The sequence below is a fragment of the Rhizobium sp. CIAT894 genome, from assembly GCF_000172795.2.
In the GTDB taxonomy this organism is placed as follows: domain Bacteria; phylum Pseudomonadota; class Alphaproteobacteria; order Rhizobiales; family Rhizobiaceae; genus Rhizobium.
Genome location: NZ_CP020947.1, coordinates 4,087,392 through 4,105,067, shown reverse-complemented (window position 1 = coordinate 4,105,067; position 17,676 = coordinate 4,087,392). Strand labels below are relative to the sequence as shown.

Here is a 17,676-nt window from a genome sequence, read left to right as displayed (position 1 = left end):
GCGGTCCGTACCGGCCGTCATCTTGAAACGCTGCGTGCTTCTCCTGATTTAGCCGGCTTAATATTCCCGTTCGTAGACGACGCCCGCTTCACCCTCACCGTTACCACCCGCCGCGCCGCGCAGCTTGACGCCGCGGCCGACGTCGAGGTTGATGATCGCCTTGGCGCCGGCCGCGCCGCCCTGCTGCAGTTCGAAATAGGTGCGGTCGTTGAGATAGCGGCCGACGCTGACGCTCGTCTGACCCTTGGAATCGGTGCTGATGTCGAGATCGTCGACGCCGAGCTGGTTGCGCAGGCCTTCGAAAAGCGAGGTGGAGCGGTTGCCCGCCAGCTGGCTGACGGCATCGGCGAGCTGGGCGATCTGCACCGGCGAGAGCTTCGACATCGACTGGCCGAAGATCAGCTGCGCCAGCACCTCATCCTGCGGCAGTTGCGGCGAGGAGGAGAAGGTGATGGCCGGGTCGGTGGCGAGACCCGCGACATCGACGGTCAGCGTCGTCGAGCCGGAGGTTGAGGTTGCTTCCATATCGAGCGCCGGCGTCAGGTCTCCGGCAAAGGTGATCCGGCTCTTGTCGGTGAAATCCATACGACGGTTGAGAATGGTCAGGCGCCCGCGGCGCATGGTGAAACCGCCGGTCACGACAGGCGCAGCCGCCGTTCCGCGGATCGTCACACTGCCGCCGAGTTCGGCATCGATGCCGCGGCCGCGCACGAAGATCTGCGAGGGCGCGTCGATTTCGAGATCGAGTGCGATTGTCGAGGATTTCTCGCCGGGTTTCCGCTCGCCGTCTTCTCTAAGCTGCGCAAGCACCGCCTGCGGCGCATTCTTATGCCGGATGTCGATTTCACTGAGCGAGGTCGGCAATTTTTCCGGAACGGTGATCGAGGTCTTGTCCAGCCGAAGCTTGCCGTTGAGCGTTGCGCCCATGATCGGCCCGCGCAGGCCCAGCGCTCCGCTGACGGTGGAGACGACAAGGGTCCCGTCGACATAGACCGCCTTGTCGAGCTTGATCGAAATATCGGCGGGGAAGCCGCCGGCCGGCTGGATGCCGATGGTGCCGCTCGCCGAGATCGTGCCGCCGCCGCCGAGATTGCCGCTGAGGCGCGATATCACGGCCTGGTTGCCGTTGAAGGTCACTGCCGCCGTCAGATTGTTGACGGCAAGATTGCGCCGGACGTCGACGAGCTTGGCGCCGTTGGTCGCAACGGTGCCGTTGATGACGGGTGCGGCGGCCGTCCCGCCGATCTGCAGATTGACGGTGGCGACGCCGTCGGCGACGAGGCCCTGCTGCGCCAGCGGAGCGCCGAGCACGGCGAAGGGAAGATTGCCGCTGAAGCGCATGTCGATGGCGCGATTGCCCGTGATTACAACGCTGCCGCCGCCCTTCAGCGACATGCCGGCGTCGCCGGCAAGGCTGGTGTCGACGGTCAGTCTGTCGCCGGCAAGCTTGCCTGAGGCGCCGATGGTGAATGGCGAAAGGCCGGCGTCTTTCGTCTGGCTCGTCGCCGCGCTCTTCCAGTCGACCTTGAAGTCGACGGAAGGCGCCGATAGCGCACCGGTTGCCTTTGCGGTCGCCGAGACCGTGCCCTCGGCGCCAAGACCGGGCACGAAACCGTTGGCGAGGCTCGCCGGAACGTTGGTGGCATTTGCAGTGACGTCGACCGAGCGGATCGACGTGCCGGCGATAGCAAGATTGCCGGCGGCCTTCAGCGCAATGCCGCCGCTGCCGCTGAGGTCGGCATCGAAATCGAGTCTGTCGCCGGCATATTTTCCCGTCGCCGCCAGTGCAAGCCGGGAAAGACCGGCAGCCTTGGTGTGCCTGGTCGCGGCATCCTTCCAGTTGAGCTTGAAATCGACGATCGGATCGGCTGGCGTTCCCGATGTGACGGCGCTTGCCGAAAGCATGCCCTCGGCGCCGAGACCGGGAACGAAAGCATTGGCGATATTGGCCGGCAGAGCCGGAATATCGGCATTGACCGAAAGATCCCGGATGGCGGTCCCGGCGATGGTGACGCCGCCGGTCGCCCTGGCCAACACGCCGTCCTTGCCGGCGAGGTTGGCATCGAAATCGACCCTGTCATCGACGAATTTGCCGGATGCTGCAGCATTCAGGCCAGAAAGGCCGCTGCTCCTGGTCTGGGCGGTTGCGGCATTCTTCCAGTCGAGCTTGAAATCGACGGCGGGCTTCGGAAACGCGCCGGACGCGGATGCCGTTCCCGAGACGGTGCCCTCTGCGGCAAGACCGGGGACGAAGCCGTTGGCGAGGCCGGCGGGCAAGTTGGCGAGATTCGCCTTGACGTCGAGGGTTTTAACCGCGGTGCCGGATATCGCAACGTTGCCGGCGGCCTTCAGCGACAGGCCGTTCTTGCCGCTGAGATTGCTGTCGAAGTCGAGCCGGTTGTCGGCAAAGCGGCCGGATGCAGTCAGCGCGAGGCCTGAGAGATGCGCGCTTCTGGTCTGGCTGGTCGCGGCATCCGTCCAATCGAGCTTGAAGTCGGCTTTCGGGGCCGCGAGTGTCCCGGCGGTGGACAGGGTGCCCGATATCGTGCCGCCGGCGCCGAGACCGGGAACGAAGGCGTTGGCGAGAGCGGCCGGAATCTTGGCGATCTCGGCATCGACCTTGATGTTTTCGACCGTCGCGCCGGCGAGGGCGACATTGCCCGTGCTCTTCAGCGAGAGGCCTTGATCGCCGCTGGCTGCTGCGTTGAAATCAAGCTTGTTGTCGGCAAATTTTCCCGATGCTCTCAGACCGAGAGCGGCAAGGCCGGCCCGTTTCGTCTGGCTGGTCGCAGCGTTTTTCCAATCGAGGTCGAAATTGGCGGTCGGAGCGGCGAGCGAGCCTGCGGCCGAGATCGTTCCGGAGATCGCGCCTTCGGCGGCGAGATCGGTCACGAAGCTGTTGGCGATGCTTGCCGGGATATTCGCCAGCGTTGCATCGACCTTGACGTTGCCGATCGTCGTGCCGGTGACGGCGACATTGCCGTTTGCCTTCAGCGAGAGCTTGTCGGCCCCTGCGATCGCCGTGTCGAAATCGAGTTTGCTGCCTTCGAATTTTCCGGATGCCTTTACTTCGAGGGCGTCGAGGCTGGCACGTTTCGTCTGGCTGGTCGCGGCGTTTTTCCAATCGAGATCGAAATTGGCGACCGGAGCGGAAAGGGGGCCGGTCGCCGAGATCGTTCCGGAGACCGTGCCTTCCGCAGCGAGATCGGCAACGAAACCATTGGCGATGCGGGCGGGCAGATTGAGGATATCGGCGTCGACATCCAGGACCGGGTTCTTCGGATCAGCGAGTGCGACATTGCCGGCGGCCTTCAGCGACAGGCCGTCATCATTGCCGATCGTCGTGTCGAAATCGAGCTTGTTGCCGGCGAATTTACCGCCGGCGGTGATGCCGAGCGGCGCCAGCCCGGCGCCCTTGGTCTGGCCTGTTGTCGCATCCTTCCAGTCTAGCTTGAAGTCGGCGACGGGTGCCGCCGGCGTGCCGGTCACGGCGATCGTTCCGGAGATCGTGCCGCCGGCTGAAAGGTTCGGCACGAAACCATTGGCAAGGGCTGCCGGCAGTTCGTGGATGTCGGCATTCAGCTTCAGCGTCTCGCCGGCGGAACCGGTGACGCTCACCGAGCCGGTGCCTGTTTTCAGCGTCAGCCCGTTCAGGCTGGCGGTGCCGCCGCTAATCGTGACCTCAGTCGGTGCGGCAAGCTCGACCGGGATGTTGCGGGGGCTGGCGGAGAAGCGGTCAAGATTTACCGCGATCGTGCCGCCTGGCGCCCGGATATTGCCGGCCGCCAGCACCGGATTGCCGTCATAGGCGGCGTTAAGATCGAAATCGGTCTGGTTCTGCTGTTTGGTGAAACCGAGCGAAAGGCCGGCGAGCCTGTTGGCGCCGGCATTCAGTTCCTCGGCCTTAACAGTGCCGTTTGCCGCAAAGCTGTTGAGATCGCTGATCGTGACGTCGATGGCCGGCTTGACGATCGCAAGCGTATCGCGGCGGATCGAGTCGCCTGATGCCAGCAGCTTCAATGCAATTCTGCCACTGTTGCTCTCGATGCCGAGCGACCCCTTGAGATCGCCTTCGGCTTTCTGTCCGCCGAGTGCGGCGAGCAGGCCGATATTGGGAAAGTTGAAGGTCAGTGCGCCTGTCGGTTCCAGAGCGGGTGAAAATTCCAGATTGCCGGTCAACCGGTTGCCGCCAATATCGGCGGTCAGCGCCGGAATGCTGGTCTTGCCGTCCTGGGAGCGGATGTCGCCGTTGATGCCGATCGGCTGGCCGTCGATCGTACCGGTGGCGGCGATCTTGCCCTGTGGCGCCTTGGGGTCGGCAACACCCGACAAGTCGATATTGAGGTTGGCAAGCACGCGGTCGGCCATCTCAAGGCTGGCGGCCTTGAGATTGGCCGACACCGAGATCGCCGGGAGTTCGCCGCCGCCTCTCACCGCATAGCCTACCGAACCTTTTGCGCCGGTGACGAGTTTGCTGATGTCAGGCAGCCGACCGGAGAGGTCGGCATTCAACATCGAGCCCTCCAGCGCGACGTTGCCGGCGGCTTCCAGCGCGCCGGATTTCAGGACGAGGTTGGAGAGCGCGAATTTCGACGGGATGGTACCGGCCACCTGGCTTTCGAGCGAGATCAGCCCGTCGAACCTGCCCGCCAGCGTAGCCGGCAACGCTGCCGGGGCGATGGTGAGCTTGACATTGCCGGTCAGCGTTTGATCGGCCGGCCTATAGGAGCCGTTGAGGCTGCCATTGATATTGGTGCTTTCGACCGTGGTGCCGTTGAAGCCGATGCCGGCGGGCGAGATCTGCAGCGGCGCAGCGATCGTCACGGGGCCCTGGACCGCGCGGTTGAGGTTCGGGTCGGCAAAACTCGCGTCGCCGGCTGCCAGCCGCAGCTGAACGCTGCCGGAACGGGCGGCGAGATTGAAGGCGTCGCTCTTTGCCGTCAGCTTGACGTTGCCGATATCGGCCTGTGGAAGGGTTGCGCTGTCGAGCGAGCCGCTGACGCTCAGTCGGGCGGCCTGCGCATCGCCTGTCAGAGCCAGGTTGAGGCCTGAAATCAGGAAGCGCGCTTCGCCTGCGGCGAGCGGCCAGCGGAAATCGACAGGGCCGGACGTGCCGAGCAGATTGGCGTTCAGGCTGTTGTTGCCGGCTGGATCAAGGGTGCCCGATGCGGCGATGACGACGCTGCCGGTGGCGATATTGCCGGTCTGGATATCGATCTTGCCGCGATTGTCGAAGGTGGTGGCGAGATCGATATTGGTCTGGCCGGCGAAAAGCGGCCGGAATGCCGATGGAAGCAGTGAGCTGAGATCGCCGCCGCCCTTGAGGTCGAGGTGATGCAGTCCGTCTGCACTGATCTGATGCCGGGCTTCGATTGCGGCGCGCTGCTGGCCGTCGAGGGCGGCCTGCAATTTGCCCTTCCAATCGGATATCGGCCCCTGGCCGTCGAGATCGATGTTGACGGCGGGACTGTCCGGCAGGCCGAGAAAGCCGGCGACCAGCCCGCCCTTCGGCTCGGAAAGCTGCGCCTTCAGCCGCAGCCGGTTTTCGGCCGGCGCAAAGGCGATGTCGGCGGCCAGCCGCGCATCCGGAACCGCGTGACGGCTGACATTGACGACGGCCTCGCCGCCATCGCCGTTCGCCGAAAGGCTGCCCTCGGCGGCGAGCGCGAAGGCGCGCCCGGCAAAGGGTTCGGCAAGCTTGATATCGGGCAGCGCGATGCGATCGATATCGAGCTTGATCGGAAGGCTGAAGCCGCCGGAATTTTCTGTTCCTGGCCGCGAGGGCAGGGTGCGCACCGGCTTGCGCAGTACGTTGATCGCCTCGATCTCGAAGCGTTTGGCGTGGAAGGTTCCGGTCAGCAGCGCCAGCGGGTTCCAGTCGATCGCGATGCCGTGAACTTCCGCAAAGACGCCCCTGGTATCGGAGACGGTGATGTCGGCGGCGCGCAGCCCGCCGGTCAGAAGACCTTCCGGTTCACGCACCGTGATCGTCATGTCGCGGTTGGAAAGCGTCGAGGCTATCTTTTCGGTGACGATGCGGGCACCGAAGGCGGTGAAGCCGAAGATCGCAAGGGCTACGACCGTAAGAATCAAAGCGGCGCCGGCGATATAGCCGGTGAGCCGTATGACCCAGGTGACGATTTTTGCCAGCATTTGCATCGGCGCGGACACTATCCCGTTTTCATGACGGCCACAGATCGAAAAACGCAGTTAACGGCAAATCTAGAAGGATTGACCGATGCCCGCATAGATTCCGTAATCTGTGCCACCTTCGTACTTGTTCAGCGGCATGGCAAAATCAAGCCGCAGCGGGCCGAAAGGCGTCGCATATCGTATTCCCGCGCCGGCGCCGGCGCGGATATCGGAAAAACCCGGAAAGGTGCTGTCGGAGACGGTGCCGACATCGATGAAGGGCACGACGCCGATCGTATCGGTGATCTTGATGCGGGCCTCCAGCGAACCGGTCACGTAGGAGCGGCCGCCTGTGGGATCGCCATTGTCGTTATAGGGCGAGATTTCCTGATAGCTGTATCCGCGCACCGAGCCGCCGCCGCCGGCAAAGAAGCGCTGCGTGGCGGGAATGTTCTCGATGCCGCCGCCGCCGACCAGGACACCGGCGGCAACCTTGCCGGCCAGCACCAAGCCGTCTTCCTGGCCAAACGGCAGATAGCCTGAAATCGAGCCCTCGAACGCCGCATAGGGCGTGGCGTTGAAGATTTCGTAGCCGGGCTTGGCCGAGAATGTCGCGCGGTAGCCTTCCGTCGGGTTGAACTTGTCGTCGCGGGCGTCGCGGTCATATTGAAGCGGCAGGGTGAAGGTCAGATAGTCATTCGTACCGAAGGCGTCGTCGTCGCGTTCCCAGCTGAGCTCGCCGCTTGCCGAGACCGTGTCCCGGTCGGTCAGCTCGTAGGAAAGGCCGAGCGAGGCGGTAACGAGCGTCGCATTATAGGCATCCGGATTTTCGGTCTTGGCGACGATGCCGGCCTTCAGGGTGGCGGCCGGGAAGAAGGCGCCGGGCTTGGTGAAGAGGATACCGGCGGAATAGTCGAGGCTGCCGATATCGGTGGTTTCGCCAAGCCGCGAAACCGAGCCCTCGATCCGCAGCGTTTCGGCTTCGCCGAACAGGTTGCGGTGGCCCCAATAGCCCTGCACGCCGAAACCGTCGGTGGTGGAATATTGCGCGCCGACACCGAAATAGCGCTGCTTGCCTTCGGACACCTCGATCGTCATCGGCAAGGTGCCGTCAGCCGCCAGCGCATCGCCTTCGTGAATGGTGACGCTCGAAAAGACGCCGAGAGCACGAAGCCGCTCGCCGGCTTTCTTCAGCGCTTCCGGGGAATAGGCCTCGCCCTTGTTCAGCCGGGAATAACGCTGAATGAAAGCCGGCTTGACGGTCTTTTCGCCGGAAACACCGATATCGCCGATCGGAGCGACCGGACCGCCCTCGGCGGCAAGGACGATATCGACGGTGTCGCTTCTGTGATCGGCGACGACCTTGCGTTCGGTCAGCTTGGCAAAGGGCCGGCCCTCGCTCTTCAACTGCTCGACGATCTTGTCGCCGGCCTTGATGATGGCAAGCGAGCCGGCCTCAGCACCCGGGGCAAGATTATAATCGGCGGGATTGTGGTTTGCGGCATCGCCGCCGAACTGGACTTCTCTGACCTTGAAAACCGGGCCGGGCGCAATGTCGACGGTGACGGTGACGGGGACCGGGCCCGCCCGGTCGAAGGTCGGATTGGGCGGCAGGTCGTCGATATTCTTGCCGTCGACGGTGATCGTCACCACGCCGCCGTAACGGGCCTTTTCATAGAGGGTGGCGATCAGCCGTTCGCGGTCGTCGCGGGCCTTGACGACGATGCCGAGATCGCCGGAAACCGGCTGCTTCTGGTCGCTCACGAGGCGGGAGCTGTTTTCCAGCGCTTCCTTCAGGTCGGGATCGGCGGTATCGGCTTTGAGATCGACGTGGTAGCGCACCGGATCGGGCACCTGTTCGCCTTCGTCCTTTTCCTTGCCGAAGATGGTGATGCCGAAAAGCTTGAAGGCGTAAGCGTCGCCGATCAGGACCGGTGAGAACGCAGCTGTCGCTGCGACCACCATCATGGTGCCTGTTCGCCGATACGCAGTACCTCTTTTCGGGCCTGTCCCTCTAATCCGCATCCGCCGCTTTTTAAGTCTACAATGAAGCTTCGTTGCCCAGCCGTGAACAGCTTAGCGGCAAAATCGCGCCGGGTGTACCATTTTAAATTGCCGGCGCGTTATTCAGCACAAAAAATCCCGGATGTGTGTCCGGGATTTCCTGAATTTTTCGGTCTGCAGGCGTCTCAGCGCGGGCAGGCATCGATGTAGCGGCGGCCATAGCGGTCGCGATAGTAGCACTGGCCGGGCTGTTCGGCGACGCTGCCGATCAGGGCGCCGGAGACGCCGCCGATAGCGGCGCCGACTGCTGCGCCGCGAACATCGCCGGTGACGACGCCGCCGATGACCGCACCGGATGCGGCGCCGATGCCGGCCCCCTGCTGAGTCGGGGTGCAGCTTGCGATCGACAGGCCGATCAATGCGAGTATGACAGCTTTTTTCATCTTTTTTCTCCTGGGTTGTCGCCCAACGGGCATAGGCCGTCCCTATTGTTTTTTCGCACGCTAGCTCGAAAACTATGTCGGAAGAAAGGGTTGTCCACCATTGTCCTGATTTTTTTGCGGCAGGAGCAATGTCGGCGACCGCGTAAGCGCGGCGAATTGCCGTCGCATTTACCGCGTCGATTTCATCAATTGCGGGTCCTATATTTTTTATCTGGAATCATTCAAAAAACTGGGCCTTTTGCCGCAGTTGATGGTAAAGCAAAGCGTAAGCATTGACGCGCGGACGTCCGGTCGGCAAGAACGGCCGCGCGATACTGGAGCATATGATGGATTTCGAAGCATTTTTCAAAAACGAACTGGGCGGGCTTCATGCCGAGGGCCGTTACCGCGTTTTTGCCGATCTCGAACGTCAGCGCGGCCATTTTCCCCGCGCGACGCGTCACACCGCCGACGGCGAGAAGGAAGTCACGGTCTGGTGCTCCAACGACTATCTCGGCATGGGCCAGAACCCGAAGGTGATTGAGGCGATGAAAGCCGCCATCGACCACTGTGGCGCGGGTGCGGGAGGCACCCGGAATATTTCTGGCACCAACCACTACCACGTCCTGCTCGAACGTGAGCTTGCCGATCTGCACGGCAAGGAATCGGCCCTGATCTTCACCTCGGGTTATGTCTCCAACTGGGCGGCACTCGGCACGCTCGGCGCCAAAATTCCCGGCCTGGTCATTTTCTCCGATGCGCTGAACCATGCCTCGATGATCGAGGGCATCCGCTACGCCAAGTGCGACAAGGTGATCTGGAAGCATAACGACGTCGCCGATCTCGAAGCCAAGCTCAAAGCCGCCGATCCGAAGGCGCCGAAGCTGATCGCCTTCGAAAGCGTCTATTCGATGGATGGCGACATCGCCCCGATCAAGGAGATCTGCGATCTCGCCGACAAATACGGCGCGATGACCTATCTCGACGAAGTCCACGGCGTCGGCATGTACGGCCCGCGCGGCGGCGGCATTGCCGAGCGCGAAGGGCTGATGCACCGGCTGACGGTCATCGAAGGCACACTCGGCAAGGCTTTCGGGGTGATGGGCGGTTATATCGCCGCCTCGACGGCGCTGTGCGATTTCATCCGCTCGTTCGCCTCCGGCTTCATCTTCACCACGGCGCTGCCGCCGGCGCTCGCCGCCGGTGCGGTGGCCTCGATCCAGCACCTGAAGGTCAGCCAGTTCGAGCGCGCCCGCCATCAGGATCGCGTCCGCAAACTCCGCTCGCTGCTCGATCAGAACGGCATTCCGCATATGCCCAATCCGAGCCATATCGTGCCGGTGCTGGTCGGCGATGCGGCCAAGTGCAAGTGGATCTCCGACCTCTTGCTCGACAATTGCGGCGTCTATGTCCAGCCGATCAACTATCCCACCGTGCCGAAGAAGACCGAGCGGCTGCGTATCACGCCGACGCCGCTGCATTCCGACGCCGATATCGCCCATCTCGTCGACGCCCTGCATTCGCTCTGGTCGCGCTGTGCGCTGGCAAGGCACGTCGCCTGATCTTTCGATGATCGCCCGGGTTCAAGCCGCGAATCAGGACCTCCGCCGGAGGTTCTGATTCGCGCTCGCTTTTGCGCGCGCAAGTTCCCGCCACAAACCCCCGATCGCCCCAGCAGCAGCATCCGGTGCTGCCGCAGTGAGAAGCTGTGCTCGGTCTTTCCTTCACACCGTCCCCGCAGCGCCGCACCTCCCTCCATTTTTCGAATTGCATGAGAAAACCTTTTCTCACTTGACAGTAAGGCTGGTGAAAGCTTTTCTCAAGCCGCTTCAGAAGGAGGACGTTCTGAACATATCGGGAGGAAAAAGAGGCAGGATCACCATCCATGAGGTGGCGTCGGCTGCCGGGGTGAGCATTTCGACGGCGTCGAAGGCGCTCAACGACACCGGCCGGATGGGAGCGGAAACCCGCGAGCGGGTGAAGCGGATCGCCGGTGAAATCGGATATCGGCCGAATGCGCTGGCGAGAGGGCTCCTCAGCAAACGCAGCTTCACCATCGGGCTCTTGACCAACGACACTTACGGTCGTTTCACGCTGCCTGTGATGGCGGGTATTTCGGACGCCCTCGTCGATCACGGGGTCTCGGTTTTCCTGTGCGCCATCGAAGACGATCCGGCGCTCGCCCAGATCCATGTCGATGCGATGCTGGACAAGCAGGTCGACGGCATCATCGCCACGGGAAAGCGGCTGGACAGGCGTCTGCCTGTCGACCTGTCGAATTTGCATGTGCCTGTCGTCTACGCCTTCACGGAGGGGACGCAGAACAGCGTGACCTTCCGTTCGGACGACGAGCAGGGTGCGCGACTGGCGGTGGAATGGCTCGTCAAGGCCGGGCGGCGGCGGATCGCGCATATCACCGGGCCGGAGGAGTTCTTCTCGGTGCGCGAACGAGCCGGTGCCTATCATGAGGTGGCAGGCCATCGCGAGCCGGTGCTTTACGGCGTCTGGTCGGAAAGCTGGGGCCATGAGGCGGTCGAACAGCTCTGGAAGAGGCCGGGAGAAAAACCTGACGCGCTCTTCTGCGGCAACGACCAGATCGCCCGCGGCGCGGTGGACGCGCTGCGCGAGCGCGGCGTCAAGGTGCCGCAGGACGTTTCGGTGATCGGCTTCGACAATTGGGAGATTGTCGCGGCCCAGACACGGCCGCCGCTGACGACGGTGGATATGGAGTTGAAGGAGCTCGGGCGGCAGGCCGGATTGACGGTGCTGGCGCTTGCGGAAGGACGGCCCGTCGAGCCGGGTGTCCGGAAATTGCCGTGCCGGCTGATCGTCCGGCAATCATGCGGGGGCAATGCCCCCAAGGAATGAGAACCAGGAAATGAGCAAAGGCGCAGGGAGATGCGCCATATCGGGAGGAATGTCATGATCAAGCGTCTATTGGCGGCGACCGGCATCGCTACCTTGTGTCTGGTGTCGGCCGCATCAGCCGCCGAAAACGTCGAAATGTGGGTTCGCACGGGCATCGGCGACTCTTTCAAGAAGGTCGTCGAAGCCTATAATACCAGCCACGACAACAAGGTCGTGGTGACCGAAGTGCCGTTCTCCGAGCTGGTGCAGAAATATGCGACGGCGATCGCCGGCGGGCAGGCGCCGGACGCACTGTCGATGGACCTGATCTACAATCCCGCTTTTGCTGCGGCCGGCCAGCTGGAAGACCTGACGGACTGGGCGAAATCGCTTCCCTATTTCAATTCGCTTTCGCCCTCGCATGTTCGCCTCGGCACCTACCAGGATCGGGTCTACGGCCTGCCGCTTTCTGTGGAGACGTCGGTCTTCGCCTGGAACAAGGATCTCTACAAAAAGGCCGGCCTCGACCCGGAGAAGGCGCCGGCGAGCTGGGATGAAATCACCGCCAATGCCGAGAAGATCCGGGCTCTCGGTGACGATACCTACGGCTTCTATTTCTCCGGCGGCGGCTGCGGCGGCTGCATGATCTTCACCTTCACGCCGCTCACCTGGGGTGCCGGCGCCGATATCCTGTCGGCCGACAGCAAGAAAGCGACGCTCGATACGCCTCAGATGCGCAAGGCCGTCGATATCTACCGCAACATGGTCAAGAAGGACCTGGTGCCGGCGGGTGCGGCCAGCGACAACGGCGCCAACTTCCTGACGTTTACCAACGGCAAGATCGGCCAGCAGAGCCTCGGCGCCTTTGCGATCGGCACGCTGGTGACCCAGCATCCCGACATCAACTTCGGCGTCACCCTCATTCCCGGCGTCGACGGCAAGCCGTCGTCCTTTGCCGGCGGCGACAATTTCGTCATCACCAAGGGCACCAAGAAGATCGACGCGGTGAAGGAGTTCCTCGAATATATCTATTCGATGGACGGCCAGAAGATCATGGCGAAATATGGCAGCCTGCCGACCCGCGGCGATATCGCCGACAAGGTGCTGGAAGGTCTCGATCCGCGCATGCAGGTCGGTCTCAAGGCGATCAGCGTGGCCAAGACGCCCTATACGCTGCAGTTCAACGATCTGATCAACAGCGCCAACGGCCCGTGGGCAACGTTTACCAATGCCGCGATCTTCGGCGACGATGTCGACGGTGCGTTCTCCAGCGCCCAGTCAGAAATGCAATCGATCATCGATAGCGGCCAATAACTCTCCCAAGGCCGCGGCCGGGGAGCGGTGGCAGCTTCCCGGCCAATTTCAATTGACAGATGCGGAGCGTTTGATGACCGGTTCCGGTTCAGAGACCCTATTGCCTCGGCGCAGGCGACGGCGCCAATCGAACTGGCGCGGCCTTGCCTATATCGCGCCGGCCATGGCGCTGGTCATCGTCTTCTTCGTCATGCCGGTCGTCTTTACCGGATGGATGAGCCTGCACAACTGGCCGCTGATGGGGGCGTCGCGCTGGATCGGCTTCAACAATTATTATCGCATGGTCAACGACACCCGCTTCATGACGGCGCTGAGTTTCACCGCCTATTATACCGTGATCGTCACCATCGCGATCTTCGCCGTCGCCTTTCCGCTGGCCATTTTCGTCGAGAAGGAACGGCAGTTCGTCAGCACCTATCGTACCATCATCTTCCTGCCCGTCGTGGTCGGGCTGGCGACCGCCTCGCTGCTCTGGGTCTGGCTTGCCAATGTCGACAGCGGCTTCATCGGCCCGGCCCTGAAAGCGCTCGGTCTTGTGGAGAAGAGCCCCAATCTGCTTGCGACCTTCGACACCGCCTTCCTGACCGTGGTGGTGATGGTCGTCTGGAAGATCGCCGGCTTCACCATGATCATTCTTTTGACCGGGCTGCAGGCCATTCCATCCGAGCTGACGGAGGCCGCCCGCATCGACGGCGCCGGCCGCTGGCAGCGTTTCCGGCATCTGACGCTGCCGCTGATGCGCAAGACGATCGCGCTGGCGCTGATCGTCTCGGTCACCGGCTCGATCCTCGCCTTCGACCAGTTCTACATCATGACGGCGGGCGGACCGCAGAACAAGATGATCTCGGTGGTCTATTACATCTTCAACCAGTCCTTCGTGTCGTTCAATCTCGGTTATGGCGCCGCACTCTCGATCGTGCTTCTCGCCATCCTGATGGCCATCAGCATCGTGCAGCTCTGGCTGCTGCGCGTCGGGGAGGAGCGCCCATGAGCACCTCAAGGCAACGCCGCGCCCGCAAGGCGCTCCGCGTGAAGTCGGCCTATCATCTCACCGGCATCGCCATCTCGATCTTCTTTCTCGCCCCCTTCGCGATCACGCTGCTTGCCTCCTTCCGGCCGGGTGCGGAGGCCAGCCTGCCGCCTCTGCCGCCATGGCCGAGCTCGGGCGTCAGCTTCGATGCCTATGCGCTGCTCGATACGTTCGGCGCCGGCATCTGGCGGCACATGATCAATTCGCTGTTCGTTTCGGTCGCCACCGTGATGCTGACCGTTACCGTCAGCCTGCTCGCCGGCTACGGCTTCTCGCGCTACCGCTTTCCGATGAAGAATGCGCTCTTCGTGCTGATCATCGCCACGCTGATGATCCCGTTCCAGTCGATCCTGACGCCGCTCTTCATCATCCTGGCAAAACTCGGCCTCAACAATTCGCTCATCGGGCTGACGCTCGTCTATGTGACGCTGCAACTGCCCTTCTCGGTCTTCATGATGCGCAACGCCTTCGATGCGGTGCCGAAGGAAATCGAGGAAGCCGCGCGCATCGACGGCGCGCGCGACCTCAAGCTGCTTGCGCGCGTCCTGCTGCCGCTGGTGCTTCCCGGCGTGGCGACGGTGGCGATCTTTGCCTTCCTCAATGCCTGGAACGAGTTTCTGGCCGCCCTCGTGCTGCTCTCCAGCAACGAGAAATACACTTTGCCGGTGCTGATGACGGCGGTTCGCGCCGGGCGGCTCGGCGCCATCAACTGGGGAGCGGTGCAGGCCGGCGTCGTCGTCATGACGATCCCCTGCCTGATCGTCTTCCTGCTCCTGCAACGCTACTACATGCGCGGGCTGATGGCCGGCGCGGTGAAATAACCCTAGGGAAAGTGGAACCCATGACCAAATCAAGCAACGACCGCCAGTTTCGTCCCGTCGCCGTTCCCGATGTCGAGCTTGGCGGCTTCTGGGGCAAATGGCAGGACGCCGTCTGCAATTCCACCGCCGAAACCCTGCTCGACCGCTGCGTCGAGGCCGGCATGCTGAAGGCGATCGATGTCTCCCAGCCGAGCCCCGGCGTCGTCATTCCCATTCAGCCCTGGGGCGGCACGACGCAGATGTTCTGGGATTCCGACCTCGGCAAGTCGATCGAGACCATCGCCTATTCGCTCTATCGCCGGCCGAACCCGAAGCTGGAGGCGCGTGCCGACGAAATCATCGACATGTACGAGAAGCTGCAGGATAAGGACGGTTATCTCAATGCCTGGTTCCAGCGCGTCGAGCCAAGCCGCCGCTGGACCAATCTGCGCGACCATCACGAGCTCTATTGCGCCGGCCACCTGATGGAGGCTGCGGTCGCCTATTACCAGGCGACCGGCAAGCGCAAGCTGCTCGATATCATGTGCCGCTTTGCCGATTACATGATCAAGATCTTCGGCCATGGCGAAGGCCAGATATCAGGCTATTGCGGCCATGAGGAAATCGAGCTGGCGCTGGTCAAGCTCGCCCGCGTCACCGGCGAGAAGAAATATCTCGACCTGTCGAAATATTTCATCGACGAGCGCGGTACCGAGCCGCACTTCTTCACGGCCGAAGCCGCTCGCGACGGCCGGAGCGCTGCCGACTTCCATCAGAAGACCTATGAATATGGCCAGGCGCACCAGCCGGTGCGCGAGCAGACGAAGGTCGTCGGCCATGCGGTGCGCGCCATGTATCTCTATTCCGGCATGGCCGATATCGCCACCGAATATAAGGACGACAGCCTGACGGCGGCGCTGGAAACGCTCTGGGATGATCTGACGACCAAGCAGATGTATATTACCGGCGGCATCGGCCCGGCGGCGTCCAACGAAGGTTTCACCGACTATTACGACCTGCCCAACGACACGGCCTACGCGGAAACCTGCGCCTCCGTCGGCCTGGTCTTCTGGGCAAGCCGCATGCTCGGGCGCGGGCCGGACCGGCGTTACGCCGACATCATGGAGCAGGCGCTTTATAACGGCGCGCTGCCCGGCCTTTCCACCGACGGCAAGACCTTCTTCTACGACAATCCGCTCGAAAGTGCGGGCAAGCACCACCGCTGGAAATGGCATCATTGCCCCTGCTGCCCGCCCAATATCGCCCGGCTGGTGACCTCGATCGGCTCCTATATGTATGCGGTTGCCGACGATGAAATCGCCGTGCATCTCTATGGCGAGAGCACCACCCGGCTGAAGCTTGCCAACGGCGCTGCGGTCGAACTCCAGCAGGCGACCAACTATCCGTGGGACGGTGCGGTTGCCTTCACCACCAGGCTGGAGAAGCCGGCAAAATTCGCCCTGTCGCTGCGCATTCCCGATTGGGCTGAAGGTGCCACCCTCAGCGTCAACGGAGAAAAGCTCGATCTCGGCGCCGCTGTCCGTGACGGATATGCCAGGATCGATCGGCAATGGGCCGATGGCGATCGTGTCGATCTTTTCCTGCCGCTTTCGCTTCGCCCGCAATATGCCAATCCGAAGGTGCGCCAGGATGCCGGCCGCGTCGCCTTGATGCGCGGCCCGCTGGTCTATTGCGTCGAGACGACGGACAATGGCCAGGATCTCAATGCCATCGTCCTGCCGCGCGAACTGCCGGCGGCCGAAACCGTCGTGCTGAAGGACCTCAACGATGCCGTTGCCCTCGATCTCAAGGTCGAGCGCGAGGAAACGTCGAACTGGGGCGCGCCGCTTTATCGCAAGGCGCCGGCCGAAAGGCAGGTCGCCACGGCGCGTTTCGTGCCCTATCATCTCTGGGATAACCGCGCGCCCGGAGAGATGCTCGTCTGGGTCCAGGCGGACAAGTAGGTCGTTTGGGGATGACGAACGGTATGGCTAACAAGAGCGTCGTGCTCCAGGACGTGCGAAAAAGCTATGGCAATCTGCAGGTGGTCCACGGCATCGACCTGACGATCGAAGAAGGGGAATTCGTCGTCTTCGTCGGCCCGTCCGGCTGCGGAAAATCGACGCTGCTTCGCATGATCGCCGGCCTCGAAGACGTGACCGACGGCGAGGTCGAGATCAAGGGACGCATGGTCACCGATCTCGATCCGTCCGAGCGCGGCATCGCCATGGTTTTCCAGTCCTATGCGCTCTATCCGCATATGAGCGTGCGCGACAACCTGGCTTTCGGGCTGAAGATGGCGCGCACCCAGCCGGCTGAGATCGAGACTCGGGTGAAGGCCGCGTCCGCCATCCTGAAGATCGACCATCTTCTCGACCGGCGGCCGGGCCAGCTTTCCGGCGGCCAGCGTCAGCGTGTGGCGATCGGCCGGGCGATCGTGCGCAAGCCGGATGTCTTCCTGTTCGACGAACCGCTTTCCAATCTCGATGCGGAACTGCGCGTTTCGATGCGCATCGAGATCGCCCGCCTGCATCGCGAGCTCGGCAATACGATGATCTATGTCACCCACGACCAGACCGAGGCGATGACGCTCGCCGACAAGATCGTCGTGCTGCGCGACGGCCGGGTCGAGCAGGCCGGAACGCCGCGGCAGATCTACGAGGATCCCGCCAATACCTTCGTGGCGGGCTTCATCGGCTCACCGCGGATGAACCTGCTGAATGCCTGCTGGAGCGATGGAGGGTTGGTGGAAGTCGCCGGCCGGCGCATCGAAAGCGGCCTGCGGGCGGCAGACAGGCCGGCGGGGGCCGCGGTCACGCTCGGCCTGCGGCCGGAACATCTGAAGCTGGCATCCGATCCATCGGGCCGCCTGTCGGCCAGGGTCGATTTTTCGGAATATCTCGGCGGAACGCAATATCTCTATTGCCAGCTTGCCGATGGCCAGTCGCTGACCGTCGAGCACCGTTCGCCGGTCGGCATTGCGGCGGGCGAAGAAGTCGGCCTGCTGTTCGAACCCGCCGATTGCCGATTGTTCGACGAGGCCGGCAATCGGCTGCGGTAGAGCATGTCGCGCAAAAGTGTGCAGCGGTTTTCCCAGGCAAAGCGCGAAGCGCTTTTGCCGCCAACG

General features: G+C 62.8%; 10 protein-coding genes. 7 read left to right on the top strand and 3 right to left on the bottom strand.

Annotation, left to right across the window (positions count from 1 at the left end):
* Positions 1–57: 57 nt before the first annotated feature.
* The 3 genes from RHEC894_RS20140 to RHEC894_RS20130 form a co-directional block, all read right to left on the bottom strand.
* Complete coding sequence (locus RHEC894_RS20140) at positions 58–6,159, bottom strand: translocation/assembly module TamB domain-containing protein (protein ID WP_085738589.1); 6,102 nt, start codon at positions 6,157–6,159, stop codon at positions 58–60.
* Between the two features lie 63 nt (positions 6,160–6,222).
* A complete protein-coding gene (locus RHEC894_RS20135; RefSeq protein ID WP_206427881.1) occupies positions 6,223–8,157 on the bottom strand; it encodes an autotransporter assembly complex family protein in 1,935 nt (644 codons plus the stop codon).
* 164 nt (positions 8,158–8,321) lie between these two features.
* Positions 8,322–8,579, bottom strand: coding sequence for a YMGG-like glycine zipper-containing protein (locus tag RHEC894_RS20130; RefSeq protein ID WP_003567150.1), 258 nt, complete (start codon positions 8,577–8,579; stop codon positions 8,322–8,324).
* Between the two features lie 326 nt (positions 8,580–8,905).
* On the opposite strand from RHEC894_RS20130, the gene hemA reads away from it, so the two are divergent.
* From hemA to ugpC, 7 genes are all read left to right on the top strand, one after another.
* Positions 8,906–10,120, top strand: a complete 1,215-nt coding sequence (gene hemA, locus RHEC894_RS20125; RefSeq protein WP_085739068.1) for a 5-aminolevulinate synthase — start codon at positions 8,906–8,908, stop codon at positions 10,118–10,120.
* Positions 10,121–10,448: 328 nt separating this feature from the next.
* Positions 10,449–11,426: a LacI family DNA-binding transcriptional regulator gene (locus tag RHEC894_RS20120; RefSeq protein ID WP_085739067.1), complete on the top strand. Its 978-nt coding sequence runs from the start codon at positions 10,449–10,451 to the stop codon at positions 11,424–11,426.
* A 54-nt stretch (positions 11,427–11,480) separates the two neighbouring features.
* Complete coding sequence (locus tag RHEC894_RS20115; RefSeq protein WP_085739066.1) at positions 11,481–12,719, top strand: sugar ABC transporter substrate-binding protein; 1,239 nt, start codon at positions 11,481–11,483, stop codon at positions 12,717–12,719.
* Between the two features lie 73 nt (positions 12,720–12,792).
* Entirely contained in the window at positions 12,793–13,710 is a 918-nt protein-coding gene (locus tag RHEC894_RS20110; RefSeq protein WP_004679642.1) for a sugar ABC transporter permease, read from the top strand.
* A complete protein-coding gene (locus RHEC894_RS20105) occupies positions 13,707–14,570 on the top strand; it encodes a carbohydrate ABC transporter permease (protein WP_085738588.1) in 864 nt (287 codons plus the stop codon). The genes RHEC894_RS20110 and RHEC894_RS20105 overlap by 4 nt, the downstream gene beginning before the upstream one ends.
* A gap of 20 nt (positions 14,571–14,590) precedes the next feature.
* Positions 14,591–16,513: a glycoside hydrolase family 127 protein gene (locus RHEC894_RS20100; protein ID WP_085738587.1), complete on the top strand. Its 1,923-nt coding sequence runs from the start codon at positions 14,591–14,593 to the stop codon at positions 16,511–16,513.
* Between the two features lie 11 nt (positions 16,514–16,524).
* Entirely contained in the window at positions 16,525–17,610 is a 1,086-nt protein-coding gene (ugpC, locus tag RHEC894_RS20095) for a sn-glycerol-3-phosphate ABC transporter ATP-binding protein UgpC (RefSeq protein WP_085738586.1), read from the top strand.
* Positions 17,611–17,676 lie beyond the last annotated feature (66 nt).

Coding starts and splice junctions, on each gene's coding strand:
- RHEC894_RS20140 (WP_085738589.1), bottom strand. CDS start 6,159: ATGCAAATGCTGGCAAAAATCGTCACCTGGGTCATACGGCTCACCGGC.
- RHEC894_RS20135 (WP_206427881.1), bottom strand. CDS start 8,157: ATGCGGATTAGAGGGACAGGCCCGAAAAGAGGTACTGCGTATCGGCGA.
- RHEC894_RS20130 (WP_003567150.1), bottom strand. CDS start 8,579: ATGAAAAAAGCTGTCATACTCGCATTGATCGGCCTGTCGATCGCAAGC.
- hemA (WP_085739068.1), top strand. CDS start 8,906: ATGGATTTCGAAGCATTTTTCAAAAACGAACTGGGCGGGCTTCATGCC.
- RHEC894_RS20115 (WP_085739066.1), top strand. CDS start 11,481: ATGATCAAGCGTCTATTGGCGGCGACCGGCATCGCTACCTTGTGTCTG.
- RHEC894_RS20110 (WP_004679642.1), top strand. CDS start 12,793: ATGACCGGTTCCGGTTCAGAGACCCTATTGCCTCGGCGCAGGCGACGG.
- RHEC894_RS20105 (WP_085738588.1), top strand. CDS start 13,707: ATGAGCACCTCAAGGCAACGCCGCGCCCGCAAGGCGCTCCGCGTGAAG.
- RHEC894_RS20100 (WP_085738587.1), top strand. CDS start 14,591: ATGACCAAATCAAGCAACGACCGCCAGTTTCGTCCCGTCGCCGTTCCC.
- ugpC (WP_085738586.1), top strand. CDS start 16,525: ATGACGAACGGTATGGCTAACAAGAGCGTCGTGCTCCAGGACGTGCGA.